The 18,852-nt window shown below is 61.9% G+C and carries 21 protein-coding genes; 6 read left to right on the top strand and 15 right to left on the bottom strand.

Annotated features, from left to right (window positions below):
• Nucleotides 1-22 precede the first annotated feature (22 nt).
• The 3 genes from NKJ73_RS08035 to NKJ73_RS08025 all read right to left on the bottom strand — a co-directional run bounded on the left by NKJ73_RS08035 (nt 23) and on the right by NKJ73_RS08025 (nt 1,967).
• Nucleotides 23-961, bottom strand: coding sequence for a GlxA family transcriptional regulator (locus NKJ73_RS08035; RefSeq protein ID WP_348625928.1), 939 nt, complete (start codon nt 959-961; stop codon nt 23-25).
• 350 nt (nt 962-1,311) lie between these two features.
• On the bottom strand, nt 1,312-1,446 hold the full coding sequence (locus NKJ73_RS08030) for a hypothetical protein (protein WP_013894968.1): 135 nt from the start codon (nt 1,444-1,446) through the stop codon (nt 1,312-1,314).
• A gap of 335 nt (nt 1,447-1,781) precedes the next feature.
• Entirely contained in the window at nt 1,782-1,967 is a 186-nt protein-coding gene (locus tag NKJ73_RS08025) for a hypothetical protein (protein WP_352452109.1), read from the bottom strand.
• Nucleotides 1,968-2,196: 229 nt separating this feature from the next.
• Here NKJ73_RS08025 and NKJ73_RS08020 point away from each other — a divergent pair, with 229 nt between their 5' ends.
• The gene (locus NKJ73_RS08020) at nt 2,197-3,096 is read left to right on the top strand and encodes a LysR substrate-binding domain-containing protein (protein WP_023676521.1); all 900 of its coding nucleotides are present in this window, start codon (nt 2,197-2,199) and stop codon (nt 3,094-3,096) included.
• Nucleotides 3,097-3,102: 6 nt separating this feature from the next.
• Here NKJ73_RS08020 and NKJ73_RS08015 read toward each other — a convergent pair whose 3' ends face one another.
• The 10 genes from NKJ73_RS08015 to NKJ73_RS07970 all read right to left on the bottom strand — a co-directional run bounded on the left by NKJ73_RS08015 (nt 3,103) and on the right by NKJ73_RS07970 (nt 12,596).
• Nucleotides 3,103-4,086, bottom strand: a complete 984-nt coding sequence (locus tag NKJ73_RS08015) for an alpha/beta hydrolase (RefSeq protein ID WP_352454619.1) — start codon at nt 4,084-4,086, stop codon at nt 3,103-3,105.
• 268 nt (nt 4,087-4,354) lie between these two features.
• Entirely contained in the window at nt 4,355-4,537 is a 183-nt protein-coding gene (locus NKJ73_RS08010; protein WP_352454618.1) for a hypothetical protein, read from the bottom strand.
• A 186-nt stretch (nt 4,538-4,723) separates the two neighbouring features.
• Nucleotides 4,724-6,793 (bottom strand): ASKHA domain-containing protein, encoded by a 2,070-nt coding sequence (locus tag NKJ73_RS08005; protein ID WP_352452107.1) that lies wholly within the window; start codon nt 6,791-6,793, stop codon nt 4,724-4,726.
• Between the two features lie 113 nt (nt 6,794-6,906).
• Nucleotides 6,907-7,881 (bottom strand): methyltetrahydrofolate cobalamin methyltransferase, encoded by a 975-nt coding sequence (locus NKJ73_RS08000; protein WP_352568951.1) that lies wholly within the window; start codon nt 7,879-7,881, stop codon nt 6,907-6,909.
• Between the two features lie 80 nt (nt 7,882-7,961).
• A complete protein-coding gene (locus tag NKJ73_RS07995; protein WP_023676515.1) occupies nt 7,962-9,053 on the bottom strand; it encodes a methylenetetrahydrofolate reductase in 1,092 nt (363 codons plus the stop codon).
• Nucleotides 9,050-9,673 carry a methylenetetrahydrofolate reductase C-terminal domain-containing protein gene (locus NKJ73_RS07990; RefSeq protein WP_352568950.1) on the bottom strand — a complete coding sequence of 208 codons (624 nt, stop codon included), beginning with the start codon at nt 9,671-9,673 and terminating at the stop codon, nt 9,050-9,052. Before NKJ73_RS07990 ends, NKJ73_RS07995 begins: the two co-directional genes overlap by 4 nt.
• Nucleotides 9,666-9,968: a virulence factor gene (locus tag NKJ73_RS07985; protein ID WP_352452105.1), complete on the bottom strand. Its 303-nt coding sequence runs from the start codon at nt 9,966-9,968 to the stop codon at nt 9,666-9,668. Before NKJ73_RS07985 ends, NKJ73_RS07990 begins: the two co-directional genes overlap by 8 nt.
• A gap of 235 nt (nt 9,969-10,203) precedes the next feature.
• The gene (locus NKJ73_RS07980; RefSeq protein ID WP_352568949.1) at nt 10,204-11,115 is read right to left on the bottom strand and encodes a fatty acid desaturase family protein; all 912 of its coding nucleotides are present in this window, start codon (nt 11,113-11,115) and stop codon (nt 10,204-10,206) included.
• Between the two features lie 43 nt (nt 11,116-11,158).
• The gene (locus NKJ73_RS07975; protein WP_352568948.1) at nt 11,159-11,941 is read right to left on the bottom strand and encodes a formyl transferase; all 783 of its coding nucleotides are present in this window, start codon (nt 11,939-11,941) and stop codon (nt 11,159-11,161) included.
• Nucleotides 11,942-12,020: 79 nt separating this feature from the next.
• Entirely contained in the window at nt 12,021-12,596 is a 576-nt protein-coding gene (locus tag NKJ73_RS07970; RefSeq protein ID WP_352568947.1) for a DUF4893 domain-containing protein, read from the bottom strand.
• A gap of 121 nt (nt 12,597-12,717) precedes the next feature.
• On the opposite strand from NKJ73_RS07970, the gene NKJ73_RS07965 reads away from it, so the two are divergent.
• Nucleotides 12,718-13,641 (top strand): NAD-dependent epimerase/dehydratase family protein, encoded by a 924-nt coding sequence (locus tag NKJ73_RS07965; RefSeq protein WP_352568946.1) that lies wholly within the window; start codon nt 12,718-12,720, stop codon nt 13,639-13,641.
• An 8-nt stretch (nt 13,642-13,649) separates the two neighbouring features.
• Here the strand turns inward: NKJ73_RS07965 and NKJ73_RS07960 are convergent, their stop codons facing one another.
• Nucleotides 13,650-14,279, bottom strand: coding sequence for a DUF1638 domain-containing protein (locus NKJ73_RS07960; RefSeq protein WP_352568945.1), 630 nt, complete (start codon nt 14,277-14,279; stop codon nt 13,650-13,652).
• A gap of 64 nt (nt 14,280-14,343) precedes the next feature.
• Here NKJ73_RS07960 and NKJ73_RS07955 point away from each other — a divergent pair, with 64 nt between their 5' ends.
• Nucleotides 14,344-14,484, top strand: a complete 141-nt coding sequence (locus tag NKJ73_RS07955) for an entericidin A/B family lipoprotein (protein ID WP_023676507.1) — start codon at nt 14,344-14,346, stop codon at nt 14,482-14,484.
• A gap of 81 nt (nt 14,485-14,565) precedes the next feature.
• Here the strand turns inward: NKJ73_RS07955 and NKJ73_RS07950 are convergent, their stop codons facing one another.
• On the bottom strand, nt 14,566-15,264 hold the full coding sequence (locus NKJ73_RS07950; RefSeq protein ID WP_023676506.1) for a cobalamin B12-binding domain-containing protein: 699 nt from the start codon (nt 15,262-15,264) through the stop codon (nt 14,566-14,568).
• A 308-nt stretch (nt 15,265-15,572) separates the two neighbouring features.
• Here NKJ73_RS07950 and NKJ73_RS07945 point away from each other — a divergent pair, with 308 nt between their 5' ends.
• The 3 genes from NKJ73_RS07945 to NKJ73_RS07935 all read left to right on the top strand — a co-directional run bounded on the left by NKJ73_RS07945 (nt 15,573) and on the right by NKJ73_RS07935 (nt 18,785).
• Nucleotides 15,573-17,147 (top strand): trimethylamine methyltransferase family protein, encoded by a 1,575-nt coding sequence (locus tag NKJ73_RS07945; RefSeq protein WP_292654762.1) that lies wholly within the window; start codon nt 15,573-15,575, stop codon nt 17,145-17,147.
• A gap of 148 nt (nt 17,148-17,295) precedes the next feature.
• On the top strand, nt 17,296-17,925 hold the full coding sequence (locus tag NKJ73_RS07940; protein WP_352568944.1) for a hypothetical protein: 630 nt from the start codon (nt 17,296-17,298) through the stop codon (nt 17,923-17,925).
• Nucleotides 17,926-18,029: 104 nt separating this feature from the next.
• Entirely contained in the window at nt 18,030-18,785 is a 756-nt protein-coding gene (locus NKJ73_RS07935; RefSeq protein WP_352568943.1) for a dienelactone hydrolase family protein, read from the top strand.
• Nucleotides 18,786-18,852 lie beyond the last annotated feature (67 nt).

Genomic DNA, 18,852 nt, shown 5'->3' with positions numbered 1-18,852 from the left:
CGCGCCCGCGAAACGTGCTGGATCAAGCCGCCAGAAGCTGCTTGCGGTCGACGCGTTCCTGTTGCGGCGAGCGGGCGTACAACTCGCGATAGCATTTGGAGAAATGCGAGGCGGAAACAAAGCCGCAGGCGACCGCCACTTCGACCACCGGCAACGACGACTGGATCAGCAGGTGCCGGGCGCGGTCGAGGCGGATCTCCAGATAGTAACGGGCAGGGGAGCGCCCCATCTCGGTGCGGAACAGGCGCTCAATCTGCCGGCGCGACAGGTCGACATGGTCGGCGACCTCGATCAGCGAGAGCGGCTCGGAGAGATTGGCTTCCATCAGCTCGATAATGGTCAGAACCTTGGAATTCTGCACGCCAAGGCGGGCGCGCAGCGGCAGGCGCTGGCGGTCGGTCGGGCTGCGCACGCGATCGGTCAGCACCTGCTCGCAGACGCGGTTGACGAGGCTTTCGTCGAAATCGTCGCCGATCAGCTTCAGCATCATGTCGAGCGCGGCGGTGCCGCCGGCGCAGGTGTAGATGTTCTGGTCGATCTCGAAGAGGTCGGCGAAGACATTGGCCTTGGGGAACGCCTCGGAAAAGCCCGGCAGGTTCTCCCAATGGATGGCGCAGCGCTTGTTGGACAGCAGGCCTGCGGCGGCCAGGATATGCGCGCCGGTGCACAGGCCGCCGACGGCAACGCCGCGATTGTACTCCTCGCGCAACCAGGCAAAGGCCGATTTGTTCTGGTAGCGCTCGACATTGATGCCGCTGCAGACGATGGCCATGTTCGGCCGGTCCGGTCCGGACATTTTCTTGCGCTCTTCCTCCAGCGAGGTGTTGACGGCGCATTCGACGCCGTTCGAGGCGCGCACCGGCTTGCCGTCGATGCTGGCGAGCCGCCAGCGATAGGCTTCATAGCCGAGCATGCGGTTGGCCGAACGCAATGGATCGAGCGCCGTCGCGAAGGCGATCATGGTGAAATCGGGGACCAGGAAGAATACGAACGATCGCCGGATCGGGTGCTTTACGACGTTCACGGGTAGATCCTCACGCTGCAATGGCGCGAACAGGATGTCGCGATTAGCATAGCGACATCAGGAAAGACGTTTCCTGTCAATTGGCTAGATGGCAACGGAGCGACTTTATTTGCGACACGGGTCGCAAATGGGCAATCGCTATGCGGCGAAGGACGCGACATGCCGCCGGATCGAGCAAACGAGCCTACGCAGTCTGCGCACACGAAAACGCCGCCTCGGCAAAACCGAAGCGGCGCTGGATCGACTTCGAAGCAGCGCTAGGCTGCTTCCGCCGGGATTGCCGCGTCTCAGGCGACGAAGCCGAGGCGCGCGGCAGCCATGGCACCGGTCTGGCCAGGCATGGTGTTGGCCAGGCGCTGGCGCTCGAGCGCGGTCGTCAGGTTCATTTCGCGACGGGCAAAGAGGCGGGCAAAAAGCTTCATGATCATCTCCATTCGGTTGCTCAGACGGGTCGCCTTCGCTTGATGGAGTGGGGCAGCTCGTTTGTTGATGATGATATAGGCTTACGTGAGGGGAAACTAAATCGCAAAAGCGAAGCACTTGATATGAAAAGCGACACGGAATGCGACAAATTTGGGCATTCTGCCCCGGATTTTCGATTATTTACAATGTGTTGATTGCCAGTGCGGGCTGCTATGCGACTTGCTCATATGCGGCATGCGACGGCGACATGGCTCGGGAAAATCATTGGAGTACAAACAAAAAGGCCTGCCGGGCTGATCTGCGCGGCAGGCCTTCAGCTGTTGATACACACGGTTTACTTTGCTCCAGCCCAGGATCCCACACCATGGCGAGTGCCGGCCTTAGCATCGGCAGCTTCGGGCCAGCCGATATCCTTCTGCAGTTCAATCGGCAGCGCGCGGATGGCGCGTTCCGTCTGGTAGCGGGCACGGGCCTCGCTGAACTCGGTCGCGATCCGACCGATGGATGACAGGATAGACATCTCATTCTCCTTCGCGTTGGGCCAGGTTGTCCCGGCGCTTGCAGCGTCAGGCGGTACACCGGGTTTGTTTCAGCTTCATTTCGTGTCGATTGCAGGTCCGTGTCATGGTTGTTTCGGGACCACTTCGATGCGTCCTGCCTTCGATGGAGTTGACTATCCTCCCAAACTGATGTTCAATCAAACGAAATGGAATGATGGTTTGCATCAGAAAAATTGAAGGTCGCTTGCCATGAACGCCCCACTCAATCATCCGCTGCCGCTGCTCGATCTGGATGTTCTGCGCACTTTCGTCGCGATCGCCGAGACCGGCAGCTTCACCACTGCGGCCAATGCGGTTTTCCGCACGCCGTCGGCCGTCTCCATGCAGATCAAGAAGCTGGAGGACATTCTCGGCCGCTCGGTGTTCGCGCGCGACGCCCGTTCGGTGACGCTGACCACCGATGGCGAGATGCTGCTCGGCTATGCGCGCCGGCTGCTGTCGATCAATCGCGAGGTGGTGTCGAAGTTCATCATTCCAGACATTGTCGGGGTGGTGCGGCTCGGCTCGCCGGACGATTACGGCGAACGTGTGCTGCCGCATGTGCTGAAGCGGTTCGCACAGTCGCATCCATCGATCGCGGTCGACGTCACCATCGACCAGAGCGTCAATCTGCGCCGGCGCATGGACGACCGGGCGCTCGACATCACGCTGCTCACCAACTCCTACAAGACCAGCGCGATCGGCGCCGAAGTGCTGCTCACAGAGCCGATCGTCTGGGCCGGTGCCAAGGGCGGTTGCGCGCATCTGCGCGAGCCGCTGCCGGTCTCATTGTGGGAAGAGGGCTGTGCCTGGCGGGCAGGGGCATTGGAGGCGCTTGGCCGCGAGGGCCGCAACTACCGTATCGCCTATATGAGCGCGCACACGGCCGGCCAGCGCGCCGCGATCATGGCGGATCTTGCGGTGGCGCCGCTGCCGAAATCCTTCCTCGGCAGCGACATGGTCGAGCTGTGCCCGAAGGACGGCATGCCTGACATCGGCACCTACAACCTCGCCATGGTGGTGACGCCGGACGCCAGCGCGCCGGTGAAGGCAGTCGCCGACCATATCCGCGCGACGTTTGAGATGTTCAGGGAAACTGGGAAGTTCTGAGCCAAACTACGACCTGAGCGGCGCAACCAGATCGCGAGGGGTTCCGTCGCGGTCTGTCCTCTGCAGCCACAACTCTCCTGCCTTGGCATGATAACTGTCAGTTTCGTTGGTCAAGAAGGCCACTATGCTGTCCCGCGCGCGTCGCGCCTCCGGCATGTCGATCAACGGCCAGACATGGAACATGCCTTGCTCGTGGACGACCTCAATTTCGACGCCGGCCGCGCGTGCCTTTTCCGCGAAGATCAGATTGTCGGGGGTGAGCAGATCGCGTGAACCGGTCAGCAGCAGCGTTTTGGGCAGCACCGACAGGTCGCCGTAAACCGGGCTGATGCGCCAGTCGGTGGGATCTATGCCGGCGCTGTAAAGCCGGATCGCCTCGCGGCCGCCGGCAATGCCCAGCCACGGATCGTTGCGTTCGGCCTCATACATTTCTGGGTTGGCGAGCGACACGTCGAGACCGGGCGAAATCAGCACGTGGCGTGATGGCAAGGGCAAGCCATTTTGCGCAGCCATCATCGTCAGCACGACGGCCATGTTTCCGCCGGCGGAATCGCCCATGAAGATGATATCAGTCGCCCTGGTTTCGCCGAACATCTGGCAGTAGACGGCGCCGACCATGCCGAACATGGCGTGAAAGTCGTGTTCGGGAGCAATGGGATAGATCGGCACGGTGATACCGAACCCGAGGCGGTCGGCCATGTCGGCGATCAGCCGCCAATGATAGGGTGTGATTTCAAAGACATAAGCGCCGCCGTGCAGGTAGAGAATCCGCCTCCGCTCACCAGCCTGGGGAGCGATCTCGTAGACGGGAAAGCCGTTGATCGTGCGGGTTGTGATCTCCAGGCGCGACCGCAGCGACGCAGGCGGCTGATGGTTTTCCGTCTTGCGCGCATAGGCGATCCAGCGCTGCAGGTTCTCGGGGCTGGAAAACGCCTTCTTGCGGCTGTACCTGAGGACGAACGACACGACGTGGCTTTTGAGACTGGGCATGCAGATACACGGACTTCGGCTGAGCCGACTAAGAGAACCCCCGACTATTTCGAAGATTGTGTCGCCACCAAAAAAGTCAAGATTGATGCAATCTCAACACGGTCGTTTGATCCCAGCTGTCGACAAAGCATCCGGCCATGAAGTCTCTGGCCTACCGGCGCAGCTCAACGCCGCGGCAGCAACGCGGCGCGCAGCCAATTGCTGGGTGCAGCCGGAGCCGCATTGCGGCTCCGGCGAATACCGAACAGCTTGCATTTGTCGATGAATTTCATCCGCGCTGCGTGCCCCATCCGACCGACGGCTGCCCTTCGCTCGAACGCGGCGACACCGGCCAGCCAATGTCCTTCTGGATCTCAGGCGGCAAGCTGTTGAGGATGCGCAGCGACTTGCGCGCTTCGCGTGTTTTCTTGAAGGCCGCACCATAGCGGCCGAAGCTTTCGAACATCGACATCTTGATCTCCTTGGAGCGTTGCGGTGGCCGAAAACTGTTTCCGCCTGCCGTTCGATGCCGGTTAAATGCTCCGCCTATGTATCTGGCGGATTTCACGAAAACGCGATTTCGTTTCCAGATCGGCGCGATCTGGAAACATTTGCATACAAATGAAAATGGAAGGTCTGACGGCCTATCGGAGGCGAGTCATCCCCGCCCGCGCCGCGCGGCGTGGCCTTCGCGCGAACGCCGCCGCGGGGCAGCGTCGCCGGCAATGCCGTCTTCGCTCACCGTCTTGCGCGGCGGCAGTTTCACCGCCGCCGACAGCTTGGGAAACGGGTCGATCTTGTTCGGGAGCGCCATGGCATAAACGAAATGTTCCTGGAATTTCGGCTCCAGCGCCGTCTCGATCTTCTCGATCTTGCTAACGGTTTCCTCGATCTCGCGGCGATAGCCACGGTTCAACAGCGCCATGCGGGCACCGGCACCGGCCGCATTGCCAACGGCCGAGACCTTGTCGAGGTCGCAATCCGGAATCAGGCCCAGCACCATTGCGTATTTCGGGTCGATGAACGAGCCGAATGCGCCGGCGAAGTGGATGCGGTCGACATGATCGGTGTGCTGCTTTTCCATCAAAAGCTTGGTGCCGGCATAAAGGGCGGCCTTGGCAAGCTGGATAGCGCGCACATCAGTCTGGGTGATGGTGATCTTGGGCTCGCCTTCCTTCAGCACATAGGAGAAGGTGCGGCCATTGGCGACGACGCGAGGCGAGTGGCCGCTCAGCGATCCATCGACGACGCCGTCCTCGGAGATGATGCCGGCGAGATACATCTCGGCGACCACCTCGATGATGCCGGAGCCGCAAATACCGGTGACGCCGGTCGCCTGCACGCTGTCGAGGAAGCCCGGCTCGTCGGACCAGAGTTCCGAGCCGATGACGCGGTATTTCGGTTCCAGCGTTTCAGGATCGATGCGGACGCGCTCGATGGCACCCGGTGCGGCGCGCTGGCCACCGGAGATTTCCGCACCTTCGAAGGCCGGGCCAGTTGGCGATGAGGCCGCCACGACCCGGTGGCGATTGCCGAGCACGATCTCGGCATTGGTGCCGACATCGACGATCAGCATCATCTCGTCCTGGCGGTGCGGCCCTTCCGACAGCGTCACTGCGGCAGCGTCCGCGCCGACATGGCCGGCAATGCAAGGAAGCATATAGAGCCTGGCGCCCTGGTTGAGCTTCAAACCGATATCCGATGCCTTGATGTGCACGGCGCCGGAGACGGCTAGCGCGAAGGGGGCGCCGCCGAGCTCGGTCGGATCGATGCCGAGGAACAGATGGTGCATGATCGGATTGCCGACGAACACGGAATCCAGGATGTCGTTGCGTTGGACGTTGCCTTCGGTGCAGACCTTGTCCACAAGCCCCGAAATGGCCTCGCGCACGGCGACCGTCATGCCTTCGCGGCCGTCCGGGTTCATCATCACGTACGAGACACGGCTCATCAGATCCTCGCCGAAGCGGATCTGCGGATTGGATGTGCCCGACGAGGCGGCGACGCGGCCCGACAGCAACGACACCAGATGCATGGCGATCGTGGTCGAGCCGATATCGCAGGCAAGTCCGTACGCCTCGTTCTTGAGGCCGGGCCACAAAGCGATGACCCGTGCGGTCTCGCTGTCGGTGTCCTTGTGGATGGCGGCGGTCGCGGTCCAGTTGCCTTTGCGCAAAATGCCTTGCACCTGCGGCAACAGATGGAAATCGAAATCGAGGCTCTTGAGGCCCCAGTCCTTCATCAGCGCGATCTTCAGACGGTCGAGGTCGCCGAGCGGCTTGTGCATGTCGGGTTCTTCGATCTCGACATAGCACATGCGGATTGCCGCATCGCGGGCGATGACCCTGGTGTCGGCGTCCTTGCGGATGGTCTGCGCGTTGATGACGGTGTCCTGCGGCACGTCGACGACGAGATCGCCGAGAATCTGCGCCGAGCAGGACAGCCGGCGGCGCTCGGGCAGGCCGCGTACGCGCTCGTAGCGCTCTTCCTTGGCGCCCTTGGGCGAGAGGTGATCGTTGGAGGAAACGATCTTGTGCTTGGCGAAATTGCCTTCCTGCACCTCGATCTGGCAACGCCCGCAAGTGGCACGCCCTCCGCACACGCTCTCGACATAGACACCGAGCTGGCGCGCGGCATCCAGAACCGGCGTGCCGACCGGAAACCGCCCGCGCTTGCCCGACGGCATGAACAGCACGAGCGGATCGGTGATGTTGACGGGAGAGTTCATACGTTCCAGACTTTACTTTCTACGCAGCTCGGGTCTTGGCCACGGCAGCGATGCCGCTGTGTCTCGGTTCCTCCTCAGTCCTAGGCCCCATATCGTGTCGGCCAAGACCTGGCTCAACCCCGGGCCATACGCGCTTCGCGGCCGCCGCGCCTGCGTCCGCCATTGCCATTGCCATCGCCCGGCGCGTTGACCTGCGTCCGGGCGGCAACGGCCTGGCCGCCTTCAGCAGGCTTGTAGTCCTTGTAGGTCCTGATCCAGTTGGTGCAGTTCTCGTCGGTGCCGTTCAGCACGTCGGCGCCGCGCACCGCTTCCATTTCCTGCGGCCGCACCGGGTTCATGATCGCCGAGGTCATGCCGGCGCCGATCACCATCGGGATGAAGGCGGCGTTGATGCCATGACGGTGCGGCAGGCCGAACGAGATGTTGGAGAGGCCGCAGGTGGTGTTGACCTTGAGCTCCTCGCGCAGCCGGCGTAGCAGGGCAAATACCTGGCGGCCGGCATCGCCCAGCGCGCCGATCGGCATGACCAGCGGGTCGACGACCACATCATGCGCCGGAATGCCGAAGTCGGCACAGCGCTGAACGATCTTCTTGGCGACGGCGAAGCGCACATCGGGGTCCATCGAAATACCGGTCTCGTCGTTGGAAATGGCGACGACGGGAACGTTGTATTTCTTGATCAACGGCAGGATGGCTTCGAGCTTTTCCTCCTCGCCGGTGACGGAATTGACCAGCGGCCGGCCCTTGGCGACCTTCAGCGCCGCTTCGATTGCCGCAGTCACGGAGGAGTCGATCGACAACGGCAGGTCGACCAGGCCCTGCACGATCTCCAGCGTCTGCACCAGCAGCGCCGGCTCGGTGGCGTTGGGGTCGACTGCGGTGACGCCGGCATTGACGTCGAGCATGGTCGCCCCGCAGGCGGCCTGCTCCAGCGCATCCTTGATGACGGTCTCAAAATTGCCGGCGATCATTTCGGCGGCCAGCTTTTTGCGGCCGGTCGGATTGATGCGCTCGCCGATCACGCAGAAGGGCTGATCGAAGCCGATGATGATTTCTCGTGTCGCCGAGGCGACGATGGTGCGGGTCATGAAATCTCTCCATCGTGATATAAAGAGTTCTTTATATCGTTATCTGTTTCTGATCAAGCGAATGCTGACGATTCGCGCTGTCAATGCGCGGTCTTGACCATGTCGACCTGGGTTTCAGTGAGGTCGTCATGCAGTATGTGGTCGAGCCGGTCGGCAACGAGCTGGTCGTCGCGGCGGATTTCGCGTTTCCACGGCCGGCGACCCTTCAGCACGCCGGATTCGTCGACGATCTCGGCGACGTATTCTTCCTGGCGGTAGGCCATCACATGGACGCCGGATACACCGGGAATTTCCTTCACCTCATTGATGATGTCGATGCAGAGCTGCTTGCCTTCCTTCTTCTGATCCTGGGCGCCTTCCAGGCGCTTGACGATCTGATCGGGAATGTGAATGCCCGGTACGTTGGAGCGGATCCATTTGGCCGTCTTGGCCGAGGCCAGCGGCCCGACGCCGCACAGGATGAAACATTTCTCGGTATAGCCGAGATCGCGGACCTTCTGCATGTAGGTGCGGAACATCGGTACGTCGAAGCAGTACTGGCTCTGCACGAACTGTGCCCCGGCGGCGATCTTCTTGCCCAGCCGATAGGGCCGGAAATCGATCGGCGGCGCGAACGGGTTGATGGCCGCGCCAAGGAAAAGCTGCGGCGGCGTCGTGAGTTTTCGGCCGGACAGGAATTTGCCGTTATCGCGCATAACGCGGCAGGTTTCGAGCAGCGACATGCAGTCGAGATCGAACACCGGCTTGGCGCCGGGCTGGTCGCCGGCCTGCACGCCGTCGCCGGTCAGGCACAGCATGTTGGCGACGCCCATCGCAGCACCCCCAAGCACGTCGCCCTGGATGGCGATGCGGTTCCGGTCGCGGCAGGCGATCTGCATGATCGGGGCATAGCCCATGCGGGTCAGCAGCGCGCAGATGCCGACCGACGACATGTGGCAGTTGGCGCCGGAAGCGTCGACGGCATTGATGGCGTCGACCCAACCGTCGAAAATCCTGGCGCGGTTGTAGACGTCTTCCGGATCGGCGCTGTCAGGCGGATTGAGCTCGGTCGTCACTGCGAACTCGCCGCGCCTGAGGACGCGTTCCAGCCGGCCACGCGAGGTGTGGCCGGGCAGGGGATCGAGCGGCAAATGGATGCCGGCCGGATTCTCGTCTGGCTGACGGCCGATCATGCCGACGCTCCGGTCTTCGTAGTATTCCGGGCCGCATTGCGGGCGGCCGCGGCCTGCGCGGTGACCCGCAGCCAGGCGGAGGTTTCGCGCAAGGACTGATCCACCGGCTTCTGCACTTCCAAAATCTTGTCGCCATGCACCATGTTCCGCGAGCCTTCCCAGGCTTTGACCCAGACGCAAGGCATGTCAGGCTCGACCTCGCAATTGCCGTTGGCGCGGACACCGCCGCAAGGGCCGTTGCGCAATTGCTTGGGGCAGTTCATTGGGCACGACATGCCGGTCGAGGAAAGGATGCACTGGCCGCACATGCGGCAGTCGAACATGAATCCCTTGACGCGCTTTTCGACGAATTTCACCGGCCCTTCGACCCGGCTGTAGCCGATGCCCTTCCATAGCGGGTGGAGAGCCAGGAATATGTCGGCGAACCTGGCGTAGAACCATTCGAGCAGCCGCGAATGCCGCACCGACCAAAGCCGCACCGCAAACGACCGCTGCACACGCCGCTGTGGCGACACGTCGGCCGGCTTGTAGTCGGATTTCGGCGCCGCCTTCTTGACGATGGTCGCCTGGGTCACGCCGGCTTGAGCCGTCGTCGCCGGCATTGATTGGGGATCAGACATTTTCTTTGCCCCCCGCCTTGACCAGAGCGACCAGCCGCTCACGGTCGTATTTCGCATCAAGTTCCTGAAGAGCCTTCTCGGCCTCGGCTTCAAGATCGTCACTGACCGGGAGGGGTTCTGCCTTGCGCCATTCGGCAAGATAGTCGTCGGTGCCGCCAGCGCCGGTGCGCATGGCGCACATGTCGATCGCCTCGGTGAAGCGCAGCGGCAGTTCGCGCTTGGCGTTCTGCCGGCCCTTCTTGACGATGACCTGGGCGGGGATGTCGCGCCAGTAGACGACGATCAGATCGGCCATAATTTCCTGCTCCTGCAGAGCGCCGTGCGTCCAATCGGACGCACAAACGATGCTCTACCATTTAACTCCGCTGCATCGTGCTCTCCGAAGATCGATTCCGATCTTTTGGCCAATGCAGTGGTTTCGAGCATTGCCGGAAGCGCTGTTGGGCTGCTTGTTATGGGACGACGCGGGGGCCTTCAAAAGCGACGCAATCGACGGCCGCGGTTGAAAGCGGAGTTTCTTCCAGCACTGGTCAGCCGGCGCGGCCATCGTAGCTGCCGACCAGCTTCCTGTGGAAGCGCACGTAACCTCGTTCGGTCGTGCGTAAATGCTCCGCGACGATGTCATGGAAGCGCGGCAGGCGGTGGAAGGGAACGGCCGGATAGGAATGGTGCTCGGAATGGTACGGCATGTTCCAAGCCACGAAGCGCACCAGCCTTGTGGTGAAGGTGGTGCGGGTGTTCTCGAGCATGTTGGCGACATGCGGGCACAACGCGTGCTCGGCCAGCAGGTAGGCACGCAAAAACGGCTGTCCGACCAGCACCGGCACGATCCAGACCCACAACAGCAGCGCCGACTGTATGGCGAGAGATGCGGCCAGCAACACCGCATAGCCGATCAGGAACAGCCGTGCTTCGGCAGCCACCTTGGCGCGGCCCTTTTCCGGCACAAAACCGTCGCGGTTGCGGCCAGCCGCGTTGGTTATGACCACGCGGGCCATGCCGCTCCAGTAGGGGCCGCCGGAGAGATAACGCAGGTACTGGCCGATGGTCTCCGGCTTCGGGGCCATGAGTTCGGGGTCGTTGTCCGGGTCGTGCGTGTGGCGGTGGTGGGCGAAATGGAAGTAGCGGAACCATGCCGGCGGCAGCAGGATCAGGAAGCCGGCCACGGTGGCGATGGTGCGATTGAGCAACGCCGTTCTGAACGCCGTTTCATGGATGGTCTCATGCAACAGCGTGAAGAAGAAGACGATCAGGATTCCCTGCGGCAAGATGAGAAGCGGCCAGAACGGGATGCGGGCGGCGATCAGCGCGCCCAGCACGACAACCAGCCCGCCATGGACGGCCAGCCGGATAATGCCGGGTCCGTCCAGCCTGGCGGTGAGGTCGCGACGGTCCTCGACCGAAAGGCCGGCAATGATGGTGCGGTGGTCGATGTCGCTCATGATGCAATGTTAGTGGCGGGTGGCTGTCCGGTAAATCGGCGCGTCACCAGACGCCGTTCCTTATCCCCGTCCAGAGATAAAACCATACCGTCGGATGATACCATTGTTTCGAAGGCAGGCCGGGATCCACCGTGCCGACCTTGCCGGCCAGCGCATCCCTGACGGCTTCGACGCAGATGTCGCGCGAGAAGGCCGCCTGCCGCAACGCGTAGCTTGAAATTGTGTCGCCCGGCTGCGGTTTGCCACGCGTCTGCCGCAGCACGCCGCCAGTGTCGACGCCGGCGTCGACCAGATGCACGGTGGTGCCGAAGTTCTCCGCATCGCCTGAAGCCAGCGCCCAGTAGCCGCCGTTCATGCCACGATATTTCGGGGCGATGCCGGCATGGTAGTTGAGGACCGGGCAAGGGATTTTCGCCAGCGTCTGCCGCGACAGCAAGCGGCAGCCGGCGAGCAGCACCACACCCGGCTGGATTTCCGCGATCGCCTGCAGGCACTCCGGCGCGTTGGCCGACGAGACATAAATGATCTTTTGCCCAGGCTTCGGTTCGGTTTGCAGCTTCTGCCCGGCGGCAAGCCGTGCTGCGTGGCCGGCGAAGAAGCGCTTGCCGAAGCGCGTCAGCACCATCGTGCCGAGTTGACCGATGGCCGAGGTCCAGCCTTGCCGCCGCGCCCGCGCGAGAAGCAATTGCTTTTTGGATTCAGGAGCTTCGAGGATGACGCTGACCGGGCCGAGTTGATCGGCGACGGCGTTGACGATCGCCCAGATATGCGGGCCGCCTTCGGTGACGACGACGATCGGCCGTTGGTTTGTTTTCGACAGTGCCATGCTCTGCGACCTCCCGCAAAGAACCTGTTCTTTGCGCGCGAATGCTAGGCTGACCGGGTTAACCCCTGGTGATCGGGGCTCAGCGCTTGAATTCGAGGATATCGAGCTTCGATTCATAATAGGGCGCCGGGAACTCGATGCGCCATTCACTGGCGCTGTTGCGGAAGGCATAGCCGACCTGATCGCTTTCCGGGCCGCTGCCGTAGGGCTTTGCCGGATCGTCGTTGACGTGGAAGGAACCGAGATAGATCGCGCGTTTCTCGCCATCGTCGAAGAAGCGGCCCTTGGTGCGCTGCGAGCCGGTGATCTTTTCCAGGCTCCAGCCGGAACCGTCGTCACTCACCTTGCATTTGAACCAGCCATAGATGACGAGCGGGCTCAATCCGCCGGCCTTGATGGTGCGGCATTGCCATTTGCCGGTCAGGTCCTTGTCAGAGAAGGGAACCAGCGGCTTTGCCAGCAAGGCGTCGAGCTGCTTGACCTCGGCGGGATCGCCGGCCTTCGCCTCGTCAAGCGCTGCCTTGCGCGTCTCGCCATATTTGTTGAGCCGCGCCTTGTCGGCAGCCGTTATCAGCTTCTGCACCTCGCCATCGGCGAACGCGGGCATGGTCAAGCAGAGGACAGTTGCTGCGGCAAACATGAGGCGAGCGATCATCGGTGGCGTTTCCCTTTTGATGGCTGGAGCAGGCTGTTTTCTTGTCTGGCGCATACCTTAATGTTTCGCCGCGTTCTGTCATCCGTGCCTGAGCATCGACAGCAGAAACGAGGTGGAAAGAATGCGGATCTTGCTGACGGGATCGTCCGGTTGGCTGGGCAGCGCCTTGGCGCCGCGGCTGCGGGCTCTTGGTCATGACGTCACCGGCCTCGATCCCGTCCCATCCTCGGAAACGCGAATCGTCGGCTCTGTCGCCGATCGCGACCTGGTCATGAGGGCGGTCGAGGAGAACCGCATCGAGGCCATCATCCATAGCGGCGCGCTGCACAAGCCTGACATCGAACGTCATCGCAACGAGGATTTCGTCGAGACGAATGTGCGCGGCACGCTCAACCTGCTCGATGCGGCAGCAGCTTTTGGCGTTCAGCGCTTCGTGTTTACGTCGACGACATCGCTGATGATTTCCGAGTCCATACGCACCGGCTTCACCGGCGGGGCGCGCAAGGCGGCATGGCTGACGGAAGACATGTCGCCTGAACCGCGCAACATCTACGGCGTCACCAAGCTTTCAGCCGAACAGCTCTGCCGGCTCTATCATTTGCAGTTCGGCCTGCCGGTGATCGTGTTGCGCACCGCCCGGTTTTTTCCCGAGGCGGACGACACGGCGCACGTGATCGAACAGTCGGATGCCAACACCAAGGCCAATGAGCTGTTGTTCCGCCGGCTGACGGTGGAGGACGCAGCCGACGCCCACATCGCTGCCCTGGAGAAAGCGCCGCAATTGGGCTTCGACACTTTCATCATCTCGGCACCGACGCCTTTCCAGCCCGAAGATTGCGCGGCCTTGATCGCCGACGCGCCGTCGGTCGTCGCGCGCTATTTTCCGGATTATCCGGCACTCTACACGAAGAAAGGCTGGACGATGTTTTCGTCGATCGACCGGGTCTATGATGCGTCGCGGGCGAGGGACCGGCTGGGTTTCGTCTGCAAGACGAGCTTTGCCGATGTGCTCGCCGGGCTCGAAGCTGAAGAACGCTTTGCCTAGAAATATCGTCAAGCCAGGATTGCAGCGCTGGCCAGTTCCTTCGTCAGGTCACCATAGCCGGTCGAGCGCCGCTCATAAGCGAGGCCGAGCATTTTCGCCGCCTTTTCGGCGACCTTGTCGAGTTCCGGGTCGTCGGTCTGGGCGATATAGATCAGCTTCTCGTAATTGCCGAAATAGTCCTTGATCAGCTCCGGGTGCTTGTCCAGACCGAGCGGCTTCATGAAGAAGGCATCGAATTGCCGGCAGAGGAAATCGGTCATGTAGAACGACATCATGTCGTCATCGGCGACCTTCGCATAGGCATCCATGCCCTGGTAGAAGGCAAAGCAATGCGGCCCGGCCATACGCTCGACGCCGTGCTTCTCGCAGATCCGGTCGAGCAGGCCACCCGTGCCGCAATCGGCATAGCCGACGAATATGTGTCTGTAGCCGTCGGTCTTGGCCTTCTCGATAGCCTTGTCCATGGCCGGCGCGATGCGGTCCGGATAGAAATGGAACTCCGCCGGCAAGCAGGTCAGGTCGAGATGGTCGAGCCCGAGCTGCTCCTTGACCGCCAAAACTTCGCGCGCAATCATCCCGCAGGCGATGACGAGCAGCCTGTCGCCTTGATCGGATTGTTGTTTTCGCGCGGTAGTCATGGAACCAGTCTAATCCATCTTCGTTGCTGTCCAGCGAATTTATATCCTGAGGGAGACACCATTCATGAAATTGTTCCGCGTCGCGCCAATCGCTATTCTCGCCTGCGCCTTGGCTGTTTCGGCCTGCGCCAACACGGTGCGCGGCGTCGGTAAGGATATCAAATCCACTGCGAAGGCTGTTGACGATACCGTCAAGAAACCCTGATCCGCACGGCTCTAAATATTTGGGAATAAAAAAGCCGCACTGCAAGGCGCGGCTTTTCTCGTCGGTGCCGGACTTATTGGCTCAGGCCGAAGCGCGGACGTTGTGCTTGCGCTTCATGAAGTCCTTGGCGGTCTCGACCGCCACCGCGGCGTCGCGGCAATAGGCGTCGGCGCCGACGGCTTTGCCGAATTCCTCGTTGAGCGGTGCGCCGCCGACCAGCACGACATAGTCATCGCGAATGCCCTTTTCCTTCATCGTATCGATGACGACTTTCATGTAAGGCATGGTCGTCGTCAGCAGCGCCGACATGCCGATGATGTCGGGCTGGTGCTTTTCGATGGCATCGAGATATTTTTCGACCGCATTGTTGATGCCGAGGTCAATGACATCGAAGCCGGCGCCTTCCATCATCATGCCGACCAGATTCTTGCCGATGTCATGGATGTCGCCCTTGACGGTGCCGATCACCATCTTACCCTGCTTCGGCGCGCCGGTGGCGACAAGCAGCGGACGCAGGATGAACATGCCGGCCTTCATCGCGTTGGCCGACAGCAGCACTTCGGGAACGAACAGGATGCCGTCGCGGAAGTCCTCGCCGACGATGCGCATGCCCTCGACCAGAGCCTCGGTTAACACCTTGTAAGGCGCCCAGCCGCGCTCGAGAAGGATATTGGTGCCTTCCTCGATTTCTTCCTTCAACCCGTCATAAAGATCGTCGTGCATCTGCTGCACCAACTCGTCGTCGGAGAGTTCCGAAAGGATGATCTCGTCGTCGGCCATTTTTTCTCAGGCTCCTTGCCGGCTACAACTGTTGCGGCAGCTTAAAAATATCGCGTCAATACCTAACCCGCACGGGCCGGTTGTCCATAGCTGATTTGCGACTTCCCGCAAAACGAAAGCGACCGTAAATCTCTTGGAATTCTTGTCGATTTTGCGACAGGCGTTGGCGCTGGCGGGCCGTTTCGAATAGGGTGCATGGCTACGATCCGGCCAGAGACCGCAATATGCGGCCGCAAACGGATTTCAGGCCGGTTCAAGAGCCCGGCCGGAGTAAATCAGGCCAGAACGAAAGCCAGGGAAGAACGATTATGAGTGAGAACGCGCCGGTCGATCAGGAAGCGTCAAACGCACGGCGCGGGCGCGCTGCCAGCGGTGGCGCCGCAGCCCGACGGGCTGCGCGTTCGGGCGGCGGCCCCGGCACACAGCTCACCTATATCAAGCGCAAGATCAACGTCTATGAAGTGCTGGACGAGGAAGGGCTGGCGCTGATCGAAAAGAACACCGACACCGTGCTGGAGGAGATCGGCATCATCTTCCGCGACGACGCCGAGGCGCTGCAGCTTTGGAAAGAGGCGGGCGCCGACGTCAAGGGCGAGCGGGTGCATTTCCCCAAGGGCCTCTGCCGCTCGCTGTTGAAGACCGCTCCGTCCGTCTATACCCAGCACGCCCGCAACGGCGAGCGCTCGGTGCAGATCGGCGGCAACGCGACAGTGTTCGCGCCGGTCTATGGACCGCCCTTCGTGCGCGATCTCGACGGCGTCCGGCGCTACGCGACGATCGAGGATTTCCGGAATTTCGTGAAACTCGCCTATATGGCGCCGTCGATCCACCATTCGGGCGGCACGGTTTGCGAGCCGGTCGACGTGCCGGTCAACAAGCGCCATCTCGACATGGTCTACAGCCATATCAAATATTCGGATAAGCCGTTCATGGGTTCGGTTACCGCGCCCGAGCGCGCCGAAGATACGGTGGCAATGGCCAAGATCGTATTCGGCGACGATTTCGTCGAGAACAACACGGTGCTGACCAGCCTGATCAACGCCAACTCGCCGATGGTCTTCGACGAAACCATGCTGGGAGCGCTGAAGGTCTATTCGCGCCACAACCAGGCCTGCATTGTCACACCATTCATCCTTGCCGGTGCGATGAGCCCGGTGACGGTCGCCGGTACGCTGACGCAGGTTTTGGCCGAAGTGCTGGCCGGCGCGTCGTTCACGCAGCTGATCCGGCCGGGTGCGCCGGTGCTGTTCGGCACCTTCGCCTCGTCGATCTCGATGCAGTCGGGCGCGCCGACCTTCGGCACGCCGGAGCCATCGCTGGTCTCGTATGGCGCCGCACAGCTTGCCCGCAGGCTCGGCCTGCCGTTCCGCACCGGCGGTTCGCTCTGTGCTTCAAAAATCCCCGATGCGCAGGCCGCCTACGAGAGCGCCAATACGTTGAACTCGACGATCCTCGCCGGCACCAATTTCGTGCTGCATTCGGCCGGCTGGCTCGAGGGCGGTCTCGCCTCCTGCTACGAAAAATTCATGATGGATATCGACCAGCTCGGCATGACGCAGAAGTTCTCCGAAGGCGTCGACCTGTCGGAAAACGGCCAGGCGATGGACGCCATCCGCCAGGTTGGCCCGGGCAGCCATTATCTCGGCTGCGATCACACCCAGGCCAATTTCCAGACCGCGTTCTACCGTTCCAACATCGCCGACAACAATTCCTACGAGCAGTGGCTGGCGGAAGGCGAAAAAACCGCACCCCAGCGCGCCAACGAGCTCGCCCGCCGCTGGCTGGAGAGCTACGAGGCGCCGTATCTCGACCCGGGCATCGACGACGGGCTGAAGGACTTCATCGCCAGGAAGAAGGCGTCGATGGCCGACGCCTTCACCTGAAAGGAGCCCGAATCAGGCGGGGCTAAAGTCGCCAACATCATCCACAAGGAAGTCTGGCGGAGTGCCTTCTCCGACCCGGACAAGAAGGGATGATCCCGAGCGCGGCATGACTGAAACAATCGCGGCAGCGCTTTCCGCCTCCGGCCTCATGCTTCGCGGCGGCTTCAATTTTGCAGGTGGTGAAGAAACACCCTCCGGTCTCTCCGGCGCTGCCGCCAGATCCGTTCTGCTGGTGGGGCAGGCGGGCGCTGCGCCATGGCCGCATTTCCTGCGCTGGCTGGAAAGACAGTCACAGCCGATCGACGATCCGCTCGACAGATGGTCTCGCGAAGTGATCGGCGCGGTGGCCGGAAAATTCGGGGCGCGCGCCGTGTCACCGTCCGACAGGCCTTATCTGCCGTTCCAGCAATGGGCGATACGTGCGGAGGGGCTGAAGCCGTCACCGCTCGGCATTCTCATGCATCCGCAATACGGGCTCTGGCATGCCTATCGCGGCGCGCTGCTGTTCGAAAATGAGATTGCGCTCCAAGAACCCCACGACGTGATTCACCTTTGCGATACATGTTTGGAAAAACCTTGCCTGAAATCCTGTCCGGTCGAGGCTTATTCTGCGAATGGTTTTGCACATGAAACCTGTCTGGCCCATGTGCGCGGGCAAAACGGCGCGCCCTGCCGGACCGGCGGCTGCCTCGAACGCAACGCCTGTCCTTACGGTACCGATTATCGCTATCCGGCCGAGGTTCAGGCCTTTCACATGGCAGCATTCGCGCGTCTGTAGCGTCGCCGAATGCCGCACGAAATCTTGAAGCAGATCGCCTCATTACAGCTTGCCGCGACGGTCACCGCGGGTATCTATCGCACGTCAGATCAACGGAGCGGATGATGGCCACGCAAGCGATGCAGATCAAGACAAGCGACGGCATTGCCAAGGCCCGGCTGTTCCGTTCGGCGGCCCCAGCCAAGGCAGCGATCATCCTCTACATGGACGTTTTCGGTCCGCGACCGGCGCTTGATCAGATGGCGGAGCGGCTTACGGGCGAGGGCTATGCGGTGCTTGTGCCGGACCTTTTTTACCGCAACGCGCCCTACGGCCCTTTCGAAGCCAAGACTGCGTTCAGTGACGAGAGGAGCAAGGCCGCAATCACAGGTCTCGTCGGCGGCACGACCCAGGAGATGACGATCCGCGACAGCGGCGCTTTCCTCGATGCGCTCGCTGCGCAAGGCCTGACCGGGCCGGTCGGCATTGTCGGCTACTGCATGGGCGGAGCGCGGGCGCTGAACGCCGCGGCCACCTATTCCGACCGCATCGCCGCCGCTGCCAGTTTCCACGGCGGCAATCTGGCCGGTGACGCCGCCGACAGTCCGTACCGGAAGGCAGCGTCAATCAAGGCAAGGATCTATATCGGCACTGCCGGTGTGGACCGCAGCTTTCCGCCGGAGCAATCGGCGCGGCTCGCCGAAGCACTGCGCGCCGCCGAGGTCGACCATGTCATAGAGAACTATGCCGGTGTGACGCATGGCTGGTGCATGCCGGACCATAGTGCCTTCGATGCAGCCGGCGCCGAACGCCACTGGAAGCGGCTGACGACGCTGTTTGCGGAGACGCTCGGCCAAGGCACGCCAACCATTACGACGTGACCGCCCGCCAAAAAATTCTTTCCATCGCCCCAAGGAACCGCCATTAGCCTTCGTCCAACAGGCAAAT

This window comes from Mesorhizobium sp. M0074 (assembly GCF_040322975.1).
Classification (GTDB): Bacteria; Pseudomonadota; Alphaproteobacteria; order Rhizobiales; family Rhizobiaceae; genus Mesorhizobium.
The sequence above is the reverse complement of the archived record's forward strand: the minus strand, read 5'-3'. Positions and strand labels throughout refer to the sequence as shown.